Genomic DNA, 20711 nt, shown 5'->3' on the forward strand with positions numbered 1-20711 from the left:
GGGCTCCTGGGTCTAGTTGGCAAGGGCGGTCAGGCGATCGAAACGTGCATCGCCGACCTCGTCGAATACAGCGTTGGCGCCCCATTGGACGAACGCCTCGGGCTGATCCAGGTCGTACAGGGCTTGCCCGCTGACGCTGTTGATGATGTTCGCGCAGCGCCAAGGGATCAGGCCCAGGTTCGGGTCGGCGATGCCTTTCTGGCTGCGGGCGGCGTTTTGCACGTAGATGGCAGAGCCCTGCGGGCCGTCCCACGCGACGGAATAGTCATCGTTGAAGACGTACTCACCGTTGCGCCGGGTAATCCGTGATTCGAGCGCCTCCAGGCAGGCCGGCATCTGGTAGGCATACCCCGTACACAGCACCGCCGTGTCGGCACTCAGTTCCTCCTGCACCTGGCTGTGCCCATGCGTCATCGACAGGCTCCAGTGATGGGGGCGCTGGTGAATCGCGGTCAGCTCACGCCCCGGTAGCAAACGAACCTGGCAGGGGTGCTGCAAGACATGTTTGAGCTCGTACAGGCGGCGGTAAATCGACTGCAACAACCCTTGGGAAATGCCGTCGCTCGCCAGTTTCTGCTCGGCCAGCAACGGTCGGCGCACGGCCTCGGGCTGGGCGAAAAAGTGCTCGCTGTACTGCGGGGTGTAGAGCTCGTTGGTAAACGGCGACTCATCCAACGGCGAGAAATTCCAGCGCCGCGAGACCCAGGTCACGCTGGCGGGCAAGGCGGCGGTGTCGGACAGCAGGTGCTGGATGATTTCGGCCCCGGTCTGGCCACCACCGATCACCACCACGCGCTGGTCTTTGAGGCTGCGCTTGCGGGTCATGTACTGCGCGGAATGAAACAGCGTATCGCCCAGATGCGCTTGCGCACACGTCGGGATCGACGGTTGCTGCCCGGTGCCCAGCACCAGGTGGCGCGAGGGCTGCACCCAGGTGTCACCCTTGAGCAGGAACAGGCCGTTATCGAACGTCACCGAGCGCACTTCGCTGTTGAAGTGCAGATTCGGCAGTTGGCTGCACGCCCAGCGGTAGTACTGGTTGAACTCGCGGCGCAGCACCTGCTCGAATTGCGCGTTGATAAAACTCAGCAGCTGTTTTTTCTGCGCCAGGTAAGCGAGGAATGACAGCGGGTTGGACGGGTCCACCAGGCTGACCAGGTCCTTGAGGTAATGCACCTGCAGCTTGGCCTCGGGCACCATCATCCCCGCATGCCATTGAAATTCGCTGCTGCGCTCGAAGAACGCGGCGGTAATGCTTGCTTTGGGCTGAGCCAGCGCCGCCAGGCTAAGGTTAGCCGGACCGATGCCGATTCCCGCCATATCGACAACTGCAAGTGCAGAGCGCGCATTCATGATCGTTGTCCTTATTGATGATGTTTTCCAGGTACAGCACCGCCTCGCGAATGTCACGAACACGGGCTGGCAATCGTGTTTACGGGTGCAGATGCATCAGCCTTGGACGGGGTGCGCCGCCGGCGCTTTCAACACCAGGGCGGCCATCAGCATGGCCAACAGCGACAAGCCGATGGCGACGCTGACGGCAACGTCGATGGCCTCGCCCAGCGGGTGAATCGACGTGAGCAAGGCGCCAAAGATCGCCACACCGAAGGCGGAGCCGCTTTGGCGGCTGGCATTGAGTGTGCCGGCCGCCACCCCGGCCTTGGCACGCTCGACCACGCTCATCAGCACGGAGGTAGCGGCCGGGGTAATAATCCCGGCGCCGAACCCCACGGCCGGGTAGCACAGCGCGATACGCCAGTACGGCGCGTCAGTGGCCAGGGCGAACAGGCCGATAAACCCCAGGGTGTACAGGCCAAACCCCGCACACAGCACGGCGCGGGCGCCATACGCGCGGGTCAGCCGGCCGCAGGTGAAGCTGCCCAGGGTGACCATGGCGGTCAACGGCAGGAAGGCCAGCCCGGTGTCCAGCGGCGACCAGCCACGCTCGGTCTGGAAATACACACTCAGCAGGAAAAACAGGCCATAGAACACCAGGGCCGACACCAGCGACAGCAGCGTCGCCCCCGAGAACACCGGGTTGCGGAAATACTGCAGCGGCAGCATCGGGTCCTTGTGGCGGCTCTCGGTCACGAAGAACACGCACCAGGCAATACAGGCCACGAACACGCCGGCGTACACCCATTCGGAGTTCCACCCCAGCTTCGCCCCTTCGATCAGCACCGCCACCGAGGTCGCCAGCGCAATAATCGCGGCGAATTGCCCGGTGATGTCCAAGTGGCGGTCAGGCGCCAACGGTGCGGAAGACGGGATGCGCGAGGTCAGCCACACGCCGACCAGGGCGATCGGCACGTTGATCAAGAAGATGCTGCGCCAGCCGAACAGCTCGATCAGCACTCCACCGACCAGCGGCCCGGCCGCCATGGCGATGCCACCGCAGCCGGCCCATACCCCAATCGCGCCGGCGCGTTGGTGGGTCTGCGGGTAAGCGCTATTGATCAACATCAACGAGCACGGCACCAGCAACGCGGCGCCCAGCCCCTGCAAGACCCGCGCACCGACCAATTCCGGCAGATCGGTGGCCAGGCCGCACAAGGCCGAGGCCAGGGCGAACAGGCCGAGGCCTACCGCGTAGATTTTCTTCGCACCGAAACGATCGCCCAACAGGCCGCCCGTCAGCAGCAGGCTGGCGAAGGTCAGGGTGTATGCGTTGATCACCCACTGCAGCCCGGAGATGCCCGAGCCAAAGGTGCGGGAAATCGATTCCACCGCCACATTGACAATCGAGGTGTCGAGGATCACGACCACATAGCTCAGACTCGTCGCAAGCAGTACTTGGCGTTGGTAGCGGGTGTTGGGGGTCATGACCGCGTGCGTCCGTTGAAAGGGGGCGGCGAGACTATATGCAGCTTTCCGGGATAAACGCTTCGAGCTGTGTCGAAGTGTTTATGTTTATGTCATCCTGAAAATCGACATGACTTGGCACAGCACGGAGTTCGACGGAATGACCCAGCCAAAAATCTCATCCATCGCCTACTTGATCGCCGAGCCCGTGCGCGCAGTGATCCTGATCACCCTGGCAGATGGCAGTTCAATGTCCGCCGGTGCCTTGGCCGGTGCCGCTGGCGTGACCCCGCAGACCGCCAGCTCGCACCTGGCGAAACTGCTCGACGGCGGCTTGCTCACCGTCGAGACCAAGGGCCGCAACCGCTTCTATCAATTGGCCGGTCCCGATGTGTCCCATGTGCTGGAAAGCCTGGCGGCGGTCGCGCCGCAAACCAGTTCGTGGCGCAGCCTGCCCAACCGTTCGGCTCATGAGTTGCGTTTTGCCCGGTGTTGCTACGACCACCTGGCCGGCCAGGTCGGCGTAGCGGTAACCCAAGGCATGCTGCAACAGGGTTTTATCCTTGAGCGTAACGAGCGCGAATACGTGCTCACCCGGTGCGGCATCGAGTGGCTGCAGTCACTCAACCCGCAGGCCGGCGAGCCATGCTTGCACGACCACGTCCAGGCCCGCCGTTGCCTGGATTGGACCGAACGCCAACACCACATCGCCGGGCCGCTCGGCACCCACCTGCTGGAGACTTTCTGCCAGCAGGGTTGGCTGCGTCGAACCGTCGGCTCACGTGCGGTGTATGTAACCAGCCCGGGCTGGCGTGCATTCAAGCTGCATTTAGGGATTGAGCATCTGCGTCATCTCGAAGCGCCGCTGCATGCCGTGACCCCGGCCAGGAAAACCCTTATGCCGGCACCCGTTGCGAGCTGAACAGCCGCTCGATTTCGGCGATCCGGCGCTCCTGGGCCGCCCCGCTCTGCTGCCAGGCGGCAAGCGCATTGATCCGCGCGTACCAGGCCGCCACATGGGGATATTCCAGGAACGGTGCTTGGGTGCGCGGGATATGACTCAGCGGGGCCGCCAGGTCGATGTCCGCCAGGCTCAACGCGTCGCCCACGACAAAGCGCCGGGTGCGCAAGTGCCCGTCGAGCACGGCCGTATAACGGTGGATCGCCTGCAGCGCGTCGGCCACCAGGGTCGGGTTTTCGGCGCGGCCTTTGAGGCGGTCCATGAACCGCTGCTCGATCAGCACGGTGGGCCCACGGCGAAAATGCTCGGCGGCCCAGAACATCCACTTGAGCGTTTCGTACTTGGCATTGCCTGCGGGCAGTAATGACGAACCGGCCTGTTCGGCCAGGTAAATCATGATCGCCGAGGCTTCGAACAGCACCACGTCGCCGTCGACAAAGGTCGGGATCGTGCCGTTGGGGTTGAGCGCCAGGTACGCCGGCGTGCGGTTCTCGCCATTGAACAGGTCGAGGAACACGAATTCGACCTCAAGCCCCAGGTAAGCGGCGGTGGTCAGTACTCGCCGGGTATTGCTCGAACCTCTGTCGCCATACACTTTCATGCCACTGCCTCGGTTGCGTGGTTGTCGATGAATGAAGGGTGCTCGGCGAGCAGCATCACCACCTCGCGGGCCTGGCGCACCGATTGGTACACCGAATTGACCATCGGCGCCGCCAGGTAGGAGGCCACGCCCAGCAGCCAGATGTTTTCCGGCGCCTCGCCGCCGGGCAGGCTGACCTGCAACTGCGGCGACACATAGGGCGGCGTACACGGCGTTGTCGGTGATACCTGCAGCTCAAGGCCGTCGCGGGTGGCATGGAAAAACTGTTTATGAAAGCCGGTGGCGCACACCACCGCATCCACCGCCTCGATGTGCCCGTGGGCGTCGTGAACCTGCCATTGGCCTTGCCACTCAAGGGTTGTCGGCACGTGCGCGGCCAGTTGCAGGCGCCCTTCGTCGATCAGGCGCAGCAACGTGGTTGCGGTCTGCAAGGGCACCGCGAACAGGTAACGCCCGACCGCCTCCCAACAGTTCTGCAGCGCCGCCATGCGCACCGCCGGCGGTGCCGCGCGCAGTTTTACGTCAGCCATGTCCATGCACTGCACCAACAGGTTCTGCCAGTCCGTCGCGCCCCGTCGGGCCAAGGCGACTTCGCCGCGCAGGCGCTGGGTGGGCTCCACGCTGCGATCGACTTGTTCGCGCAGCGAGCGGCCACTGATCGCCTTGGCCGACCGCGCAACGATGCGCAGCAAGTGCCAGTACAGCTTGGGGTTTTCCAGGTCCAGGCGGGCGAATCGCGTTTCATCCAGGGCCACCGCACAACGCCTGGGGGTGGCCGTGCGCACGCCGGGCAAACGCCCGGAAGGCGACGCCATCAGCACCTGATGCCCCGCGCCGCAGAGCAGCAACACGCTGTCGACCGCCGACAGACGACTGCCCAGCACCAAGACCCGTGACGGTTTCCCCAGGCTGTCCAACCAGGCCTTGGTCGGGTATGGCGTCGAGAAAATCCCCGGCGCACCGGCATGCGGGCTGACCAGCGGCGGTACGAACGGCGCGGCACTGCCGGTGCAGACCAGCACCGCACAGGCGCGCAGGTCGCTCCCATCATCCAGCACCAGGCGATAGTCGCTGCGCGCGACCGGCTGGATACGTCGCACCGTTGCACGCACGACCCGATGCTCGATGCCCCGGGCCTGCGCCACATCGCGGTACTCGGCGTAGCGTTGCTTGAGGTAACCCGACACCCAGGCCCGTGGCACAAACGCGTCTTCGCCGGCGTCGATGCCCTGCGCCTGGAGGTAGCGCTGAAAGTCGTGCGGCTCATCGTCCAGCACCGACAGGGTCTGCACCGAGGTATTGCACAACAGCGTGGCCTCACCGGCGTTGAAGGCAATCGACTGAGCCAGCCCCTCGGGATCGATGATGTCGATACGCCGGGCGTTTCCGCTGCGCACCAATTGGATAAACGCCGCGACGCCGGTCACCGACCCGCCAATGATCGCAACCGTCGCACGCGGGTTCACAGCGCTTGCGCCTTCGCCAGTACCGGCGCCAGCAAGCGCACGCCATACCAGCCCCAATACACGCGGTGGCAAGTGATCAAGCCGTTTTCAATCTCCATCATTTCCATCAGGTCGACCTGCTCCCCCGTCGGCGTCTTGCGCGGGTATTCCCACGTCAGATTGCGGCCATTGATGAAGGCCTTGTCGCTGCGATACCACTCAGCCAGGTCATTGGGAAAGCGGCGCTTGCTGTCTTCCATAAACCGCTGGATCACCCCTCGGCCCACCAGCACCCCGCTGCCGTGGTCGGGGTAGATCGCCAGCACCAGCGGCGTTTCGAACACCGCCTGCTCGGCATACAACGCCGCCGTAGCCGCCAGGTCGCCGGCACAAACGGTGGCGTGCCAGGCTTCATAAATAGCCAGCAGACCGGGATCGATGGACGAAGTCATGGCGTTTCCTCGCGTGGCAGCACAACGGCTAATAGAAACCGCAAGTGTAAGGAATTGCCACCCGGCCATGCTTCGACCTGGCCCGAAGTGTCAGGCATGCCGTGCGAGGTGCTTGAGGATTACGACCTGGGCGGTTGGCGACTGACAACACCGCGTAGGCATCGCGACGTTCCTGGCGCCTGCGCAACACACCGTTGTCATCAAGGATATTGATAGCTGCCTAATGAAACCCGCAGTCTAGAGGGCTCATCCCGCGCTTATATCATTCCGAATGATAGTTATCTTTGCTTCATTCGATTCGTGACCTAGCACCTCGCCGCGCATGATCCGCCCATCTCAAATACATTGGCGGATGCACCTCATGGAACAGACACTCAAACACTTGCGCTTGCCCCTGGCGATTCTAGCCGTGGCGGTGATGAGCGCGTGCGGCAAAACCCCGGACCAAGCGGCCGCCATGCCTCCTGCAAAAATCAGCGTGGCCAAGGTGCTTGAACAACCGGTCAACGAGTGGGACGAATTCACCGGTCGCCTGGAAGCACCGGAAACCGTGCAGATCCGTCCACGGGTGTCCGGCCAGATCGATCAGGTGGCCTTCACCGAAGGCGCCCTCGTGAAGAAAGGCGACTTGCTGTTCCAGATCGACCCACGCCCGTTCCAGGCCGAGGTGCGCCGCCTCGAAGCCCAGCTTCAACAGACCAAAGCCGCCGCCAGCCGCAGCGATAACGAAGCACAACGCGGCGAACGCCTGCGCCAGAGCAATGCGATCTCCGCCGAACTGGCCGACTCGCGCACCACCGCCGCCCTGGAAGCCCGCGCCGGCGTTGCCGGCATCCAGGCGCAGTTGGACCTGGCCAAGCTGAACCTGAGCTTCACCCGTGTCACCGCGCCGATCAGCGGCCGTGCCAGCCGTGCCGAGATCACCGCCGGCAACCTGGTCACCGCCGACGTCACCGCGCTGACCAGCCTGGTCTCCACCGACAAGGTCTACGCCTACTTCGATGCCGATGAGCGCGTATACCTCAAGTACACCGAGCTCGCCCGCCAGGGTCGCCGTGGTGCGACCACCCCGGTGTACCTGGGCCTGTCGAATGAAACCGGCAACCCGCACCTGGGCCAGATGAACTTCGTCGACAACCAGGTCAACCCGGCCACCGGCACCATCCGTGGCCGTGCGGTATTCGATAACAGCAAAGGCGAATACACCCCTGGCTTGTACGCCCGCCTGAAACTGGTCGGCAGCGGCACCTACTCCGCCGTACTGATCAACGATGAAGCGGTCGGCACCGACCTGGGCAAGAAGTTCGTGCTGGTGATGGAAGGCGACAAGCCGGCCTACCGCTCGGTGGAACTGGGGCCGAAGATCGAAGGTTTGCGCATCGTGCGCAGCGGCCTGAACAAGGACGACACCATTATCGTCAAGGGCCTGCAGCGCGTGCGCCCGGGCGCGCCGGTCGCCCCGGAAACCATCCCGATGGCCAGCAAGGAAACCCTCGCCGCCTTGGCCCAACAACGACAAGCGCTTGAAGCCAGCAACCTGGAGCAAGTGGCGCCTTCAAAAACCGCGCCCAAGCTCGCAGCTGTCGCGACTCCACGCGGTTAAGGGATACGACTCAAGATGAATTTTTCCAAGTTCTTCATTTCGCGGCCGATCTTCGCAGCAGTGCTCTCGCTGTTGATCCTGATCGCCGGCGCGATCTCGCTGTTCCAACTGCCGATCAGCGAATACCCGGAAGTGGTGCCGCCGACCGTGGTGGTGCGCGCCAACTTCCCTGGCGCCAACCCCAAAGTCATCGGTGAAACCGTGGCGGCGCCGCTGGAACAGGCCATTACCGGCGTCGAGAACATGCTGTACATGTCCTCGCAGTCGACCGCCGACGGCAAACTGACCCTGACCATCACCTTCGCCCTGGGCACCGACCTGGACAACGCGCAGGTGCAGGTGCAAAACCGTGTGACGCGCACGCAGCCAAAACTGCCCGAGGAAGTGACCCGCATCGGTATCACCGTGGACAAGGCCTCCCCCGACCTGACCATGGTGGTGCATTTGACCTCCCCGGATCAGCGCTACGACATGCTCTACCTGTCCAACTACGCCTTGCTCAACATCAAGGATGAGTTGGCGCGCCTGGGCGGTGTGGGTGATGTGCAGCTATTCGGCATGGGCGACTACTCCCTGCGCGTCTGGCTGGACCCGAACAAGACCGCGTCGCGTAACCTGACCGCCACCGATGTGGTGACCGCGATTCGCGAGCAGAACCGTCAAGTGGCCGCCGGTGCGCTGGGTGCGCCGCCTGCACCGAATGCCACCAGCTTCCAGTTGTCGGTGAACACGCAGGGTCGCCTGGTCACTGAAGAAGAGTTCGAGAACATCATCATTCGCTCCGGCGATAACGGTGAAATCACGCGCCTCAAGGACATTGCGCGGGTTGAGCTGGGTTCCAGCCAATACGCCCTGCGTTCGTTGCTCAACAACCAGCCGGCCGTGGCGATCCCGATCTTCCAGCGCCCGGGTTCCAACGCGATCCAGATCTCCAACGAAGTGCGCGACAAGATGGCGGAGCTGAAGAAGAACTTCCCCGAAGGCATGGACTTCAGCATCGTCTACGACCCGACCATCTTCGTGCGCGGCTCCATCGAAGCGGTGGTGCATACCCTGTTCGAAGCGCTGATCCTCGTGGTGCTGGTGGTGATCCTGTTCCTGCAGACCTGGCGCGCCTCGATCATTCCGTTGGTGGCAGTGCCGGTCTCGCTGATCGGTACGTTTGCGGTGATGCACCTGTTCGGCTTCTCGCTCAACGCGCTGTCATTGTTCGGCCTGGTACTCGCCATCGGCATCGTGGTGGACGACGCCATCGTGGTGGTGGAGAACGTCGAGCGCAACATCGAGCTGGGCCTGGCGCCGTTCCAGGCGACTGAAAAGGCCATGAGCGAAGTGACCGGGCCGATCATCGCCACGGCATTGGTGCTGTGTGCGGTGTTCATTCCGGCGGCCTTTATCAGCGGCTTGACCGGGCAGTTCTACAAGCAGTTCGCCTTGACCATTGCGATTTCGACGGTGATTTCGGCCTTCAACTCGCTGACCTTGTCGCCTGCCCTGGCCGCCGTGTTGCTGCGCAGCCATGACGCGCCGAAGGATCGCTTCTCCAAGGTGCTCGACAAGCTGTTGGGGGGCTGGTTGTTCCGGCCGTTCAACCGCTTCTTCGAGAAAGCCAGCCATGGCTACGTCGGCACCGTGCGCCGGGTGATTCGCGGCAGCGGCATCGCGCTGTTCCTGTACGCCGGCCTGATGGTGCTGACGTGGTTCGGTTTTGCCCACACACCGACCGGTTTCGTACCGGCCCAGGACAAGCAATACCTGGTGGCTTTCGCCCAATTGCCGGACGCCGCGAGCCTGGACCGCACCGAAGACGTGATCAAGCGCATGTCCGACATCGCGCTGAAACAGCCGGGCGTGGAAAGCGCCGTGGCCTTCCCGGGCCTGTCGATCAATGGGTTCACCAACAGCCCGAACAGCGGCATCGTGTTCGTGACCCTCAAACCGTTCGACGAGCGTAAAGACCCGAGCATGTCCGCCGGTGCGATTGCCGGTGCGCTGAACGGCAAGTACAGCGACATCCAGGAAGCCTACATGGCGATCTTCCCACCGCCGCCGGTACAGGGCCTGGGCACCATCGGCGGGTTCCGCCTGCAGATCGAAGACCGTGGCAACCTGGGTTACGAAGAACTGTACAAAGAAGTGCAGAACATCATCACCAAGAGCCGCACCACGCCGGAACTGTTCGGCCTGTTCACCAGCTACACGGTCAACGTGCCCCAGGTCGATGCCGCCATCGACCGCGAAAAGGCCAAGACCCACGGCGTGGCGATCAGCGACATTTTCGACACGCTGCAGATCTACCTGGGCTCGTTGTATGCCAACGACTTCAACCGCTTCGGTCGCACCTACCAGGTCAACGTGCAGGCTGAGCAGCAGTTCCGCCAGGATGAAGACCAGATCGGCCAGTTGAAAGTGCGCAACAACAAAGGCGAGATGATCCCGCTGGCGACCTTCATCAAGGTCAGCGACACCTCGGGCCCGGACCGCGTGATGCACTACAACGGCTTCATCACCGCAGAAATCAACGGCAACGCCGCGCCGGGCTACAGCTCCGGCCAGGCCCAGATTGCAATTGAAAAACTGCTGAAAGATGAACTGCCCAACGGCATGACCTACGAGTGGACCGACCTGACGTATCAGCAAATCCTCTCGGGCAATACCGCGCTGTTCGTGTTCCCGCTCTGCGTGTTGCTGGCGTTCCTGGTACTGGCCGCCCAATACGAAAGCTGGAGCCTGCCGTTGGCGGTGATCCTGATCGTACCGATGACGCTGCTGTCGGCCATCACCGGGGTGATCATTTCGGGTGGCGACAACAACATCTTCACCCAGATCGGCCTGATCGTGCTGGTGGGCCTGGCCTGTAAGAACGCGATTCTGATCGTCGAGTTCGCCAAGGATAAACAGCAGGAAGGCCTCGACCCGCTCGCCGCGGTGCTGGAAGCCTGCCGTCTGCGGCTGCGGCCGATCCTGATGACCTCGTTCGCGTTCATCATGGGTGTGGTGCCCCTGGTGCTGTCCAGCGGTGCCGGTGCCGAGATGCGCCATGCCATGGGCGTGGCGGTGTTCTCCGGGATGATCGGGGTGACCTTCTTCGGTCTGTTGCTGACGCCGGTGTTCTACGTACTGATCCGTCGCCATGTCGAGCGCAGCGAAGCGCGCAAAGCGGCCAAGGCCTTGAAGCTGGAGACACAGCAATGAGTGTGAAAGTCTTTCTGCCGAGCTTGCTGGTCCTGGCGCTGAGCGCCTGTGCCGTAGGCCCGGACTACACAACCCAGACCCCGGAGGCGGCCAATATTACGGCCGCCGCCGATGCCAAACGGTACGACCATGGCAAATTCGAAGGCATCTGGTGGCAGCAGTTCGACGACCCGACCCTCAACCAGTTGGTGAGCCAGTCGCTGAGCGGTAACCGCGACCTGCGCGTGGCGTTTGCCCGCCTGCGGTCGGCTCGGGCGATCCGCGATGACGCCAGCAATGATGCGATGCCAACCATCACCAGCCGCGTCAGCAGTGACGTGGGGAAGGGGCAAATCCCCGGCCAGACCACCCAGCGCGTCAACAGCGAGCGTTATGACCTGGGCCTGGACATGGCCTGGGAGCTGGACCTGTTCGGCCGCATCCAGCGCAACCTGGAAGCCAGCGATGCCGACCAGCAGGCCGCCGAAGCCGACCTGTACCAGTTGCAAGTCACGATGATTGCCGAACTGGTGGACGCCTACGGTCAACTGCGCGGCGCGCAACTGCGTGAGCGCATCGCCCTGGACAACCTGAAGAACCAGCAGGAGTCACGCACCATCACCGTCAGCCTGCGCGATGCCGGTGTGGGCGACCAACTCGACGTGGAACGTGCCGACGCCCGCCTCGCAGCGGTGGAAGCCAGCGTGCCGCAACTGCAAGCCGAACAAGTGCGCGAGCGTAACCGCATCGCCACCCTCCTCGGCCAGCGCCCCGACAAGCTGAGCGTGGACCTGAGCCCGAAAGACTTGCCGGCGATTGCCAAGGCCTTGCCGATCGGCGATCCGGGGCAACTGCTGCAACGGCGCCCGGACATTCTGAGTGCCGAACGCAAACTGGCATCCGCCACCGCGCGCATCGGCGTGGCCAAGGCCGACCTGTTCCCCCGGGTCAGCCTCAGCGGCTTTCTCGGCTTCACCGCCGGGCGCGGTTCGCAGATCGGCTCATCGGCAGCGAATGCCTGGGCCCTTGGCCCGAGCATCACCTGGGCCGCGTTTGACCTGGGCAGCGTGCGTGCGCGCTTGCGCGGCGCCGATGCCGAGGCCGATGGCGCCTTGGCCAACTACGAGCAGCAAGTGCTGCTGGCGCTGGAAGAATCCGAGAACGCCTTCAGCGACTACGGCAAGCGTCAGCAGCGCCTGGTTGCGCTGATCCGCCAAAGCGAATCCAGCCGCGCCGCCGCCGACCTCGCCGCGATCCGCTACCGCGAAGGCACCGTGGACTTCCTCGTGCTGCTCGACGCCCAACGCGAACGCCTGGCCGCCGAAGACTCCCAGGCCCAAGCCGAGGTTGATCTGTATCGCGGGATTGTGGCGATCTACAAGGCGTTGGGGGGCGGCTGGCAGCCGGACACCGTCGTCGCTACCGCCAAGTGATGTAAAGAGCTCCTTTGGTTGGTCGCATCCAGCCAATTTTTAGCCCCGTGGTCCGTTTGGTCGCGGGGCTTTTTTTTATGTCGCAGTTACTGATGTAGCCACTTATACAAGATGTCAGCGGTGGCGCTCATTAGAAAAAGCACTCCAACAAGCAGGGTTCCCTGAAGCAATCGCTTGAGGTTACGAGGAAAGGCTTGCACCTGCTGCCAATCCACTGCACCTCGTTTTACATTCCACGTTGGTAGAACAACCGCTGCGGCGACGGCAGATAGTCGAATCATTCTTCCTCGAATCGAATTGCCCCAAACACGTTGATTGGGTGTGATAAGACTGCATTTGTTTAGAAGATCTTCCATTTCGTCGAGTCTTCGATAAGCCAGGTATATCAAAACCACAAAGGCGATGAAGACCCAAAAAAACAAAGCCAAATCAAACCAGAGTTTCAACGGACGATAAATAAAATAATCAATACTCATATGGTTTCTCTCCTACTTACTCACCGAGCTAACTCCCATAACTGCCCCCTACAGCGCCTGCGGTTCCCCCCGTCAGCGCCAAATAATGTAAAGAGTTCTTTTGGTTGGTCGCACCCAGCCAATGGTTAGCCCCGTGGTCCGTTTGATCACGGGGCTTTTTTTGTCACCGATCAGCGTGTTAGCCATTTATACAATGTGTCGGATATGGCAACCGTTATAAAAATCAAGCCTCCAATGGTCATCCCCTGAAGTACGCGCTTGAGGCCGCGAGGAAAATCCTGAACTTGCTGCCGATCCACGGTACCGCGCTTTATGTTCCACCACGGCATGGCAACCGCTGAGATGACGGCACACAGTCGAATCATTCTTCCTCGTATCGAATCGCCCCAGAACCGTTTGTTAGAAGTGACAAGGCTGCATTTATTTAAACGGTCCTCCATTTCATCCAATCGTCGATACATCAGAAAAATGCCTACTACGTCGAAAACAAGAGCAATAAACATGATGCTCGCATCAAACCAGATCTTCTGAGGATGATTGAATAAGTGGTCAATATTCATAAATTTTCTCTCCTACATACTCGCCGAACGCACCCCCAAATCTGCCCCCAACCGCGCCCAAGGTCCCACCTGCGATTAACAGGCAACTCAATGATGCCGGCCCAGTTGTAGGGAGTAGTACGGTGAAGCATAAAGCTGTCGCCATAGACCCACCTGCCATCCCCCCCAGAACCCCTCCTCCTAGCTTGCTCACTTCCACATATTTCGCCTTCCTGCACTGCTCTTCCCTCGCCGTGGAACATGCTTCCTTGATCTCCAGCCCAGTGGACGCAGCGCTCAACGCAATCCCCAACGGCGTCCCAGCCTTGAGCACTTTCGCCACCCTGGAAATCCGCGCAATCCTCTCGGCATATCGACTGATCTCCCCGGTGTGCAGATAACTCTTGGTGGAAATACCGAGCATTTTCTTGATCGAACCTTCATTACGCAAACCCGTGCCATAACGGGCGAACCCGCGCATCTGTGCTTCCAGTTTTTTGAACAGCGTTTGGCGACGCGCCAAAAACTCATCCCGCGCTGCGCCACCGCCTCGGCGCAACGCCTGTTTATGCAGGGCATCGATTTCTTCCAGGGTTTTGACGATCGCCTTCAAGTGGCGGTTCCAAGCATCCCCCGCCGTGCCGATACCGAGCGACGCGTAGCCCAGCAGTTTCTGCAGCAAGTCGTAGTTTTGCAAGGCAAAGGCATCTCCCCCTTCGGCCATCACGCTGTGGCGGATACGCCAGGCGGATTGCATCAGCAGATGCTCTTCCGGCTTGCACAACGCCGTGGAGTCATCACCGATGATGACCAACTGCCCCGGCAGCACCACGACGTTTCGGATATGCGTATTGAGCCTCTCGAACTTGGCTTCGGCGTGCTGGCTCAAGCGCAATCTTGCCTTGAGTTCAACGGAGGTTTGTTGCCAATCATTGATGAACGCGTAAGGCTGAGACATTAAAAACCTCTCAGCAGCAGTGGGCGAAGGGAGCCGGTTGATGTGGGCGTATTGCTTGCCATACGTGCATTCCTGATTGAATGAAGATGGCGTCGTAATCTAATTAATGGCTCAAGCGCTGTCGCGGATTTACCCGATGAATTCGCACTGCGCTGATCAATTTGGGAAATGGACTACTCATCGCTTACCAATCGCCATCAGACACTTCCTAACAGCCATCCCAACTAACGTATTTCATTCAATATTGGGCTGGGTCTTTTGGGCTTGAATTGCGAGGTATTCGATGCTTTATGAACTCACGACACTCAGTTGTCCGCCGCTCACAGAAGGAGAGCCTGGTCAATTACCCGGTGTCTGGCGCTGCGAGATTGGCGATCTTTTCCAAGTCAAACGCCTGCGCGGGTTTGAAACTGCGCAGGCGCTTGAAGACGAACGTCGCCGAGTAGAGCGTGGGCGGCTAAGAGCGCGTTATTACGCTGAAGGTCTTTGGCCGCCGAAAGATGCACCTGCACAAATTGCCAGGGCGAAAACCATGATCTGTCTACCAGAGCCTTACTCCGCCCTGCGCTGAACCGCTGCAATGGCGAAAGAAGGGCTACACGCTGCCTTCAACATCGTCCAGGCTGAACGTCTCGGTGTGGTCGTCATATGAGAAAATTTCAGCGTATCGACCCCAAGTGATCACGCTCTCCAATGTTTTCTCCACAAACGCCTCGGTGAGTGAGTCTTCCAGTTCTTGCTCGAAGCGCACCCGTGGCGCGCGGTGCCCGTTTCGTTCCTGCAGTACCTGGCGAATGCGTGCGGCCAGCGGCACGTGCTTGATCAGGTGCTCGGCAAAGATGGTTTTGCGCTCCTGGGTGCCATACTCGGCGAATAACTTGCCGGCCTCAGTCAGGGTAATGTCGGCGCCCTTGAGTTCAGCGAATCCAAGGTGTTCCAGCATCTCAGCTATCGGGAACAGGTCGTCCACTTCCAGTAGGCGCCGTTCAGCGACGTCTGGCAGACCGGCATGCCCGTTATAGGGTTCGGCAGCGAGGGTTTCGATCAGGCCGGCCATGAGGTTGGTGGAGACTTCCGGCAGCGGACTGCCCATCTTCAGCTCGCCTTTGCCGGTACTGGCGTCAGCGCTGCGCCGGTCGGTCATCAACGCATAGATGTCATCGACCATTTGGCGAAAGGTCGGATCCAGTCGGTTGCGCGGATGGGCGAATGGCACCTTGATTTCCGCCACAACGCGCCCTGGGTTGGTCGACAACACCAGAATGCGGTCGCACATCAAAACGGCTTCTTCGATGTTGTGCGTCACGATCAGGATGGACTTGATCGGCAGATGCTCGTCGTTCCACAGATCCAATAGGTCGGTTCGCAGGGTTTCGGCGGTTAATACATCCAGCGCCGAGAAGGGTTCGTCCATCAATAACAATGTGGGGTTAACCACCAAGGCGCGGGCAAAGCCAACGCGTTGCCGCATCCCGCCCGACAGTTCACGGGGATAGGCGTTTTCGAATCCATCGAGGCCGATCAGGTCGATCGCGGCCAGCGCGCGCTTGCGTGCCTCTTTGCGTTCGACCTGTAACGCCTGAAGGCCCGCTTCTACGTTTTCGAGGACGGTCAGCCAAGGAAACAGTGCAAAGGTCTGAAAGACCATGGCCACGCCTTCGGCCGGCCCCGTCAACAATGAGCCGTTGTACCTGACCTCGCCCGCTGAAGGTTGGATCAGGCCGGCAATGATGCGCAGCAACGTTGATTTGCCCGATCCGGAGCGACCCAGCATGCCCACGATTTCGCCTTCGCGCAGCGTCAGGTCAACATTGCTGAGTACTTGCAACTCTTCTTTGCCCTTGCCGAACGCCCGGCTCACGTTATTGAGCGAGTAGATTTCGGGCGATGCATTGGTGTGTTCGGTATAGATATTCATGAATATCGAATCCCGTTAATTCAGACGGAGTTTGTTTTCAGCAATGGCGTACATCGGTCGCCATACCGCGCGATTGAAGGCCACGACAAAGAGCGACATAACCACCACACCCAGCGTGATTTTCGGGAAGTCCCCTGCCGCCGTGTTCTGGGCGATGTACGCACCCAAACCGTGGGCGACGACCTTGTCTTGTCCCCATGAAACAAATTCGGAAACGATACTGGCGTTCCACGCTCCGCCAGAGGCGGTAATCGCCCCGGTCACGTAATACGGGAAGATCCCTGGCAGCATGACCTTGCGCCACCACAGCCAGCCGCGAATGCGGAAGTTGGCGGCAACTTCCCTGAAATCGTTCGGGAACGCGCTGGCGCCGGCAATCACGTTGAACAGGATGTACCACTGCGTCCCCAGCACGATCAGCGGGCTCAGCCACACATCCGGGTTCAACTGGTAACGCAGAATTACGATCACAAACACAGGGAACAGCAAGTTCGCCGGAAACGCAGCCAGGAACTGGGCCAGCGGCTGGATTTTTTCCGCAAGGTGCGGCCGCAAACCGATCAGCACGCCAAGCGGCACCCAAATCAGTGAGGCGACCACGATCAGCACCACCACGCGTGCCAGGGTAATCAAGCCCAAGCTGAGCACATGGACGACCTCATCGAACGTCACTTCGCTGCTCATATAGAGGGCGATGTGGTACAGCGCGTACAGGGTCAGCACGGCGATCGCCGAGCCCCACAGCCAATCGATGATCCGGGACGTGGCGGGGCTCGATTGCATTACGGTGCGCGTTGAGCGCGGCAGACTGAAGCGACGGTTGCCGATGCGCCCGACGATCCGGGTAATGGGCCGCAAGATGCGCTGGACCAGCCGGGTGCGCTGGATCAACTTCAGCACCCATGACTCCGGTGAGCCCGCCTGAGACGCGGTGTTTTCCATGCGGAACTTGTCGGCCCAGGCCACCAATGGCCGGAACATGAACTGGTCATAAATCAGGATCACCGCGATCATCGCCAGAATCACGTAGCCCACGGCATGCAGGTCCTGCTGCTGGATGGCGATCGCCAGGTACGAACCCACACCGGGCAGCATCACGGTCTTGTCCCCAACCGTGATGGCTTCGGACGCCACAACGAAGAACCAACCGCCGGACATGCTCATCATCATGTTCCAGACCAGCCCCGGAATGGCGAACGGCACGTCGAGCTTCCAGAACTTTTGCCAGCCGGACAGTTGCAGGTTGCTGGACACTTCTTCCAGGTCACGAGGCAACATGCGCAGTGACTGGTAGAAACTAAACGTCATGTTCCAGGCCTGACTGGTGAAGATCGCAAAAATGGCCGCGAATTCAGCGCCGAGCACTCGCCCTGGAAACAGCAGCAGGAAGAACGTCACGGTGAACGAGATATAGCCCAGCACGGGCACCGATTGCAGGATGTCCAGTACGGGCACCAGCAGCTTCTCTGCTCGCCGGCTTTTGGCCGCCAGCGTTCCATAAAGTAGGGTGAACACCAGGGACGCCGCCATCGCGGCGAGCATGCGCAGCGTGGTGCGCATCGCATATTCGGGCAGGTTGGCCGGGTCGAGTGAGATGACTTCACTCTGCAAAGAGGAGATAGGCGCCCAGGTTTCCCGTGCGCCTATCGAGAAAAACAGCAAGAAGCCGATCACCATCGGCAGTGCAACCAGATCCCAGCGGTTGGGCAGCAACCGCAGCGTCGTAGCCGGGATGTAGTGACGGAATACCTTATTCATGTTCAGTGATTCCTACAGCGTTCTGAGGGGAACTCATGACCACAGGCCAACGCATTTTTGAGCGCCAGCGCCTAGGCTGCCAGGCAGGCAGTCAAATCAACCTTCTTGAGGATGGGCAAAACGACGGAGTGAGGTCACACAAACAAATGCTAAAGGCAGAAGCAGAAGCGCACCGCTTACTCAGTAAGGCAGATTACGGAGTAAACACCGTGCACCGGCTATATTACGTTTGGCTTTTCTATGCGTGACCCACCGAGAATAGGCAGGATCCATGGCAGGACGCTCCTTGGGCGGGTGGAAATTCGTATTCGGGCTGGCAGCGTTAAAACGCCATCATTCCATTAGCATGCGTGTTGAAGTTGCAATCGACTCAGAGGCCAATGCAGCGCTTTTTCGCGGGCCAATTATACGTATCAAAATGTTACAAATTCATAAAAATTATGTAATTTATTGAGAATTATTGAGCTGTCGTGGACAGGTGCGGGGCATGCTTGATGTTTGGAAAAAAAGCTCCGCTGCGAATTCCAACCCCTGTCAGACGCTTTTCGATGAGGATGCTTCTTGGTTGTCGTCATTGAGAATCAGGCTACGGTAATGCCCCGGATTCGACCCCGCCCATTTGCGAAATGCCTTGTAGAACGAACTGGCATCGGCGAATCCCAGTCGCGTCGCGATTTCAGCAAAGCTGATCTGCGGCTCGGCCAGCCAGACGATGGCCAACTCCTTACGCACGCTGTCCTTGAGCCCCTGATACGTTTGCCCCTCTTCCGCCAAGCGGCGGCGCAGGGTCGAGGCGGAGATCCACAGGCTGGCGGCCAGGCCGTCGGTTTCCGGCCAGGTGTCGGGCGGCATCTGGCGCAGGTCGTGCTTGATGCGGGTGGCCAGGCTGTCGGGGTCGCGGTATTTGACCAGGATGTTGGCCGGCGCGTGGCCAAGGAAACGCTTGAGTTCTTCGGCACTGCGCTTGATCGGCAGATCGAGGCAATCGGCGGAGAAAATCATGCGGGTGCGCGGCCGGTCAAAACGCAGGTTGTCGGAGAACATCACCCGGTAATCGTCACAAAAATCCGGCTGTGGGCAGCGCAGTTCGATGGCCAGGATCGGTATACGCCGTCCCGCCAGCCAACAGGCGACGCCGTGGACGATCATCCAATACGTGAAATAGCTGAACGCTCGGCGCGGATCGGGCTCGGTTTCGAGCATCACGATTTCCGCCAGGCTTTGCTGGCGCACCAGTTGGGCAGGCAAATGCTCGAACATCAATGACAGGAACGCCAGGCAGGTTTCCAGCCCGGCCGCCACCGTCGGTTGGGCCATGGCCACCCGACACAGAAACGCCAGGCTGCCAGACTTGAGCGGGCGCGGGTCCATGCCAAAAAACTCATCGTCCAACCGCCGCGCCAGCAACCGCCACAGCCGCGCGTAGGTCGTGGCCGAGACACGTGCGCCGGGCTGCAGCAGCAGCTCGGGAGCAATGCCCACCTTGCTCAACGCCTCAATGGTCGCCGCCCCCGGCGCGCAGCTCTGCAACAGCGCTTCGCGCACCAGATGGATGGAGATGGTGTCTTTTTCCGACATGGGTGTGGGGCAATCCAACGGCACAAAAGGTGGCGTGCATCATAAGGGCGCTTGAGCTTTGCCACCACCGTTCAGCCGTCGTTCAGCAAAGGCTAATGTTTCTTGTTTAGCAATGAGTATCATTATGTTACAAATTCGCTTCCTGTCTAGTGACCCTTCGGTGCCGAATGCTTGTTCCCTTTCTCATTATGTTGCGCGAAGGCATTGAAGCCGCATTGATCGTTGGCATCATCGCCAGTTACCTGCAACAAACCGGCCGCGGCCAGTGGATGCCCGCCGTGTGGATCGGTGTCTTCCTTGCCGCCGCCCTGGCCCTGCTGGTCGGCGGCGGCCTGGAACTGATGAGCGCCGAATTCCCGCAAAAACAGCAGGAATTGTTCGAAGGCGTGGTCGGCCTGGTCGCCGTGGGCATTCTCAGTTCCATGGTGTTCTGGATGCGCAAGGTCGCGCGGTCAATCAAGCATTCACTGCACGAATCACTCGACCATGCCCTGGCCGGCTCGCGGCATCAGGTCGCCGCACTGATCCTGATGGTGTTTTTCGCCGTGGCCCGCGAAGGCCTGGAAACCGTGTTCTTCCTGTTGGCGGTGTTCCAGCAGAGTGAAGGCCCCGGCGCCCCGCTGGGTGCCCTGCTCGGCCTGGTGCTGGCGATCATCGTCGGGTTCCTGATCTACAGCGGCAGCATGCGCCTGAACCTCAGCGCGTTTTTCCGCTGGACCGGCCTGTTCATCCTGGTGGTGGCCGCCGGCATCCTCGCCAATTCAGTGCAGGCCCTGCACGAAGCCGGCGTGTGGAACCACCTGCAAACCGTGCTGTTCGATGTCAGCGCCACGTTGCCGATGGACGGCCCGGTAGGTTCGGTGCTGGCCGGGATGTTCGGCTATCAGGACGCGCCGACCGTCAGTGCCCTGGGTGCCTACCTGATCTACCTGGTGGTGGCCCTGGTGATGTTCTTCCTGCCCGCAGCGCCCGCCAAGCCGGTCGCCGCGCCCTCTTCCGTTTCTCACCAGTAA

General features: G+C 60.8%; 17 protein-coding genes. 6 read left to right on the forward strand and 11 right to left on the reverse strand.

Features of this window, described 5'->3' with window-relative positions; translation table 11 throughout:
• Nucleotides 1-12: 12 nt before the first annotated feature.
• On the reverse strand, nucleotides 13-1353 hold the full coding sequence (locus ACS5Q8_RS15320) for a lysine N(6)-hydroxylase/L-ornithine N(5)-oxygenase family protein (protein WP_465159099.1): 1341 nt from the start codon (nucleotides 1351-1353) through the stop codon (nucleotides 13-15).
• A gap of 96 nt (nucleotides 1354-1449) precedes the next feature.
• The gene (locus ACS5Q8_RS15325; RefSeq protein WP_465159100.1) at nucleotides 1450-2823 is read right to left on the reverse strand and encodes an MFS transporter; all 1374 of its coding nucleotides are present in this window, start codon (nucleotides 2821-2823) and stop codon (nucleotides 1450-1452) included.
• Between the two features lie 139 nt (nucleotides 2824-2962).
• On the opposite strand from ACS5Q8_RS15325, the gene ACS5Q8_RS15330 reads away from it, so the two are divergent.
• On the forward strand, nucleotides 2963-3724 hold the full coding sequence (locus ACS5Q8_RS15330) for an ArsR/SmtB family transcription factor (RefSeq protein WP_247406470.1): 762 nt from the start codon (nucleotides 2963-2965) through the stop codon (nucleotides 3722-3724).
• On the opposite strand, the gene ACS5Q8_RS15335 is transcribed toward ACS5Q8_RS15330, so the two are convergent.
• The 3 genes from ACS5Q8_RS15335 to ACS5Q8_RS15345 are packed head-to-tail and all read right to left on the reverse strand — an operon-like array spanning nucleotide 3699 to nucleotide 6261.
• Nucleotides 3699-4364, reverse strand: a complete 666-nt coding sequence (locus ACS5Q8_RS15335) for a glutathione S-transferase family protein (protein ID WP_443694180.1) — start codon at nucleotides 4362-4364, stop codon at nucleotides 3699-3701. The two genes, ACS5Q8_RS15330 and ACS5Q8_RS15335, sit on opposite strands and share 26 nt — an antisense overlap.
• Entirely contained in the window at nucleotides 4361-5830 is a 1470-nt protein-coding gene (locus ACS5Q8_RS15340; protein ID WP_465159101.1) for an FAD/NAD(P)-binding protein, read from the reverse strand. The genes ACS5Q8_RS15335 and ACS5Q8_RS15340 overlap by 4 nt, the downstream gene beginning before the upstream one ends.
• On the reverse strand, nucleotides 5827-6261 hold the full coding sequence (locus tag ACS5Q8_RS15345; protein ID WP_247408599.1) for a nuclear transport factor 2 family protein: 435 nt from the start codon (nucleotides 6259-6261) through the stop codon (nucleotides 5827-5829). The genes ACS5Q8_RS15340 and ACS5Q8_RS15345 overlap by 4 nt, the downstream gene beginning before the upstream one ends.
• A 361-nt stretch (nucleotides 6262-6622) precedes the next feature.
• On the opposite strand from ACS5Q8_RS15345, the gene mexE reads away from it, so the two are divergent.
• The 3 genes from mexE to ACS5Q8_RS15360 are packed head-to-tail and all read left to right on the forward strand — an operon-like array spanning nucleotide 6623 to nucleotide 12471.
• A complete protein-coding gene (mexE, locus tag ACS5Q8_RS15350) occupies nucleotides 6623-7864 on the forward strand; it encodes a multidrug efflux RND transporter periplasmic adaptor subunit MexE (RefSeq protein WP_276193172.1) in 1242 nt (413 codons plus the stop codon).
• A gap of 15 nt (nucleotides 7865-7879) precedes the next feature.
• Nucleotides 7880-11059: an efflux RND transporter permease subunit gene (locus tag ACS5Q8_RS15355; RefSeq protein ID WP_276193173.1), complete on the forward strand. Its 3180-nt coding sequence runs from the start codon at nucleotides 7880-7882 to the stop codon at nucleotides 11057-11059.
• On the forward strand, nucleotides 11056-12471 hold the full coding sequence (locus tag ACS5Q8_RS15360) for an efflux transporter outer membrane subunit (protein ID WP_426099875.1): 1416 nt from the start codon (nucleotides 11056-11058) through the stop codon (nucleotides 12469-12471). The genes ACS5Q8_RS15355 and ACS5Q8_RS15360 overlap by 4 nt, the downstream gene beginning before the upstream one ends.
• Before the next feature lie 86 nt (nucleotides 12472-12557).
• Here ACS5Q8_RS15360 and ACS5Q8_RS15365 read toward each other — a convergent pair whose 3' ends face one another.
• The 3 genes from ACS5Q8_RS15365 to ACS5Q8_RS15375 all read right to left on the reverse strand — a co-directional run bounded on the left by ACS5Q8_RS15365 (nucleotide 12558) and on the right by ACS5Q8_RS15375 (nucleotide 14444).
• Nucleotides 12558-12947, reverse strand: a complete 390-nt coding sequence (locus ACS5Q8_RS15365; RefSeq protein ID WP_465159102.1) for a hypothetical protein — start codon at nucleotides 12945-12947, stop codon at nucleotides 12558-12560.
• A gap of 170 nt (nucleotides 12948-13117) precedes the next feature.
• On the reverse strand, nucleotides 13118-13507 hold the full coding sequence (locus ACS5Q8_RS15370) for a hypothetical protein (RefSeq protein WP_276193177.1): 390 nt from the start codon (nucleotides 13505-13507) through the stop codon (nucleotides 13118-13120).
• A complete protein-coding gene (locus ACS5Q8_RS15375) occupies nucleotides 13497-14444 on the reverse strand; it encodes a hypothetical protein (protein ID WP_465159103.1) in 948 nt (315 codons plus the stop codon). The genes ACS5Q8_RS15370 and ACS5Q8_RS15375 overlap by 11 nt, the downstream gene beginning before the upstream one ends.
• Before the next feature lie 283 nt (nucleotides 14445-14727).
• Between ACS5Q8_RS15375 and ACS5Q8_RS15380 the strand changes: the two genes are divergently transcribed.
• Entirely contained in the window at nucleotides 14728-15015 is a 288-nt protein-coding gene (locus ACS5Q8_RS15380; RefSeq protein WP_276193179.1) for a hypothetical protein, read from the forward strand.
• 24 nt (nucleotides 15016-15039) lie between these two features.
• On the opposite strand, the gene ACS5Q8_RS15385 is transcribed toward ACS5Q8_RS15380, so the two are convergent.
• From ACS5Q8_RS15385 to ACS5Q8_RS15395, 3 genes are all read right to left on the reverse strand, one after another.
• Nucleotides 15040-16362, reverse strand: coding sequence for an ABC transporter ATP-binding protein (locus tag ACS5Q8_RS15385; RefSeq protein WP_465159104.1), 1323 nt, complete (start codon nucleotides 16360-16362; stop codon nucleotides 15040-15042).
• A 15-nt stretch (nucleotides 16363-16377) separates the two neighbouring features.
• Complete coding sequence (locus ACS5Q8_RS15390; RefSeq protein ID WP_276193181.1) at nucleotides 16378-18120, reverse strand: ABC transporter permease; 1743 nt, start codon at nucleotides 18118-18120, stop codon at nucleotides 16378-16380.
• Between the two features lie 534 nt (nucleotides 18121-18654).
• A complete protein-coding gene (locus ACS5Q8_RS15395) occupies nucleotides 18655-19698 on the reverse strand; it encodes an AraC family transcriptional regulator (protein ID WP_443694186.1) in 1044 nt (347 codons plus the stop codon).
• A 167-nt stretch (nucleotides 19699-19865) separates the two neighbouring features.
• Between ACS5Q8_RS15395 and efeU the strand changes: the two genes are divergently transcribed.
• Complete coding sequence (gene efeU, locus ACS5Q8_RS15400) at nucleotides 19866-20711, forward strand: iron uptake transporter permease EfeU (protein ID WP_465159105.1); 846 nt, start codon at nucleotides 19866-19868, stop codon at nucleotides 20709-20711.

This window comes from Pseudomonas sp. PAMC25584 (genome assembly GCF_058135675.1).

Excerpts from the sequence above, each read along its gene's own strand:
- ACS5Q8_RS15320 (WP_465159099.1), bottom strand. The coding sequence starts at position 1,353 with ATGAATGCGCGCTCTGCACTTGCAGTTGTCGATATGGCGGGAATCGGC.
- ACS5Q8_RS15325 (WP_465159100.1), bottom strand. The coding sequence starts at position 2,823 with ATGACCCCCAACACCCGCTACCAACGCCAAGTACTGCTTGCGACGAGT.
- ACS5Q8_RS15330 (WP_247406470.1), top strand. The coding sequence starts at position 2,963 with ATGACCCAGCCAAAAATCTCATCCATCGCCTACTTGATCGCCGAGCCC.
- ACS5Q8_RS15335 (WP_443694180.1), bottom strand. The coding sequence starts at position 4,364 with ATGAAAGTGTATGGCGACAGAGGTTCGAGCAATACCCGGCGAGTACTG.
- ACS5Q8_RS15345 (WP_247408599.1), bottom strand. The coding sequence starts at position 6,261 with ATGACTTCGTCCATCGATCCCGGTCTGCTGGCTATTTATGAAGCCTGG.
- mexE (WP_276193172.1), top strand. The coding sequence starts at position 6,623 with ATGGAACAGACACTCAAACACTTGCGCTTGCCCCTGGCGATTCTAGCC.
- ACS5Q8_RS15355 (WP_276193173.1), top strand. The coding sequence starts at position 7,880 with ATGAATTTTTCCAAGTTCTTCATTTCGCGGCCGATCTTCGCAGCAGTG.
- ACS5Q8_RS15360 (WP_426099875.1), top strand. The coding sequence starts at position 11,056 with ATGAGTGTGAAAGTCTTTCTGCCGAGCTTGCTGGTCCTGGCGCTGAGC.
- ACS5Q8_RS15365 (WP_465159102.1), bottom strand. The coding sequence starts at position 12,947 with ATGAGTATTGATTATTTTATTTATCGTCCGTTGAAACTCTGGTTTGAT.
- ACS5Q8_RS15370 (WP_276193177.1), bottom strand. The coding sequence starts at position 13,507 with ATGAATATTGACCACTTATTCAATCATCCTCAGAAGATCTGGTTTGAT.
- ACS5Q8_RS15375 (WP_465159103.1), bottom strand. The coding sequence starts at position 14,444 with ATGTCTCAGCCTTACGCGTTCATCAATGATTGGCAACAAACCTCCGTT.
- ACS5Q8_RS15380 (WP_276193179.1), top strand. The coding sequence starts at position 14,728 with ATGCTTTATGAACTCACGACACTCAGTTGTCCGCCGCTCACAGAAGGA.
- ACS5Q8_RS15385 (WP_465159104.1), bottom strand. The coding sequence starts at position 16,362 with ATGAATATCTATACCGAACACACCAATGCATCGCCCGAAATCTACTCG.
- ACS5Q8_RS15390 (WP_276193181.1), bottom strand. The coding sequence starts at position 18,120 with ATGAATAAGGTATTCCGTCACTACATCCCGGCTACGACGCTGCGGTTG.
- ACS5Q8_RS15395 (WP_443694186.1), bottom strand. The coding sequence starts at position 19,698 with ATGTCGGAAAAAGACACCATCTCCATCCATCTGGTGCGCGAAGCGCTG.
- efeU (WP_465159105.1), top strand. The coding sequence starts at position 19,866 with ATGCTTGTTCCCTTTCTCATTATGTTGCGCGAAGGCATTGAAGCCGCA.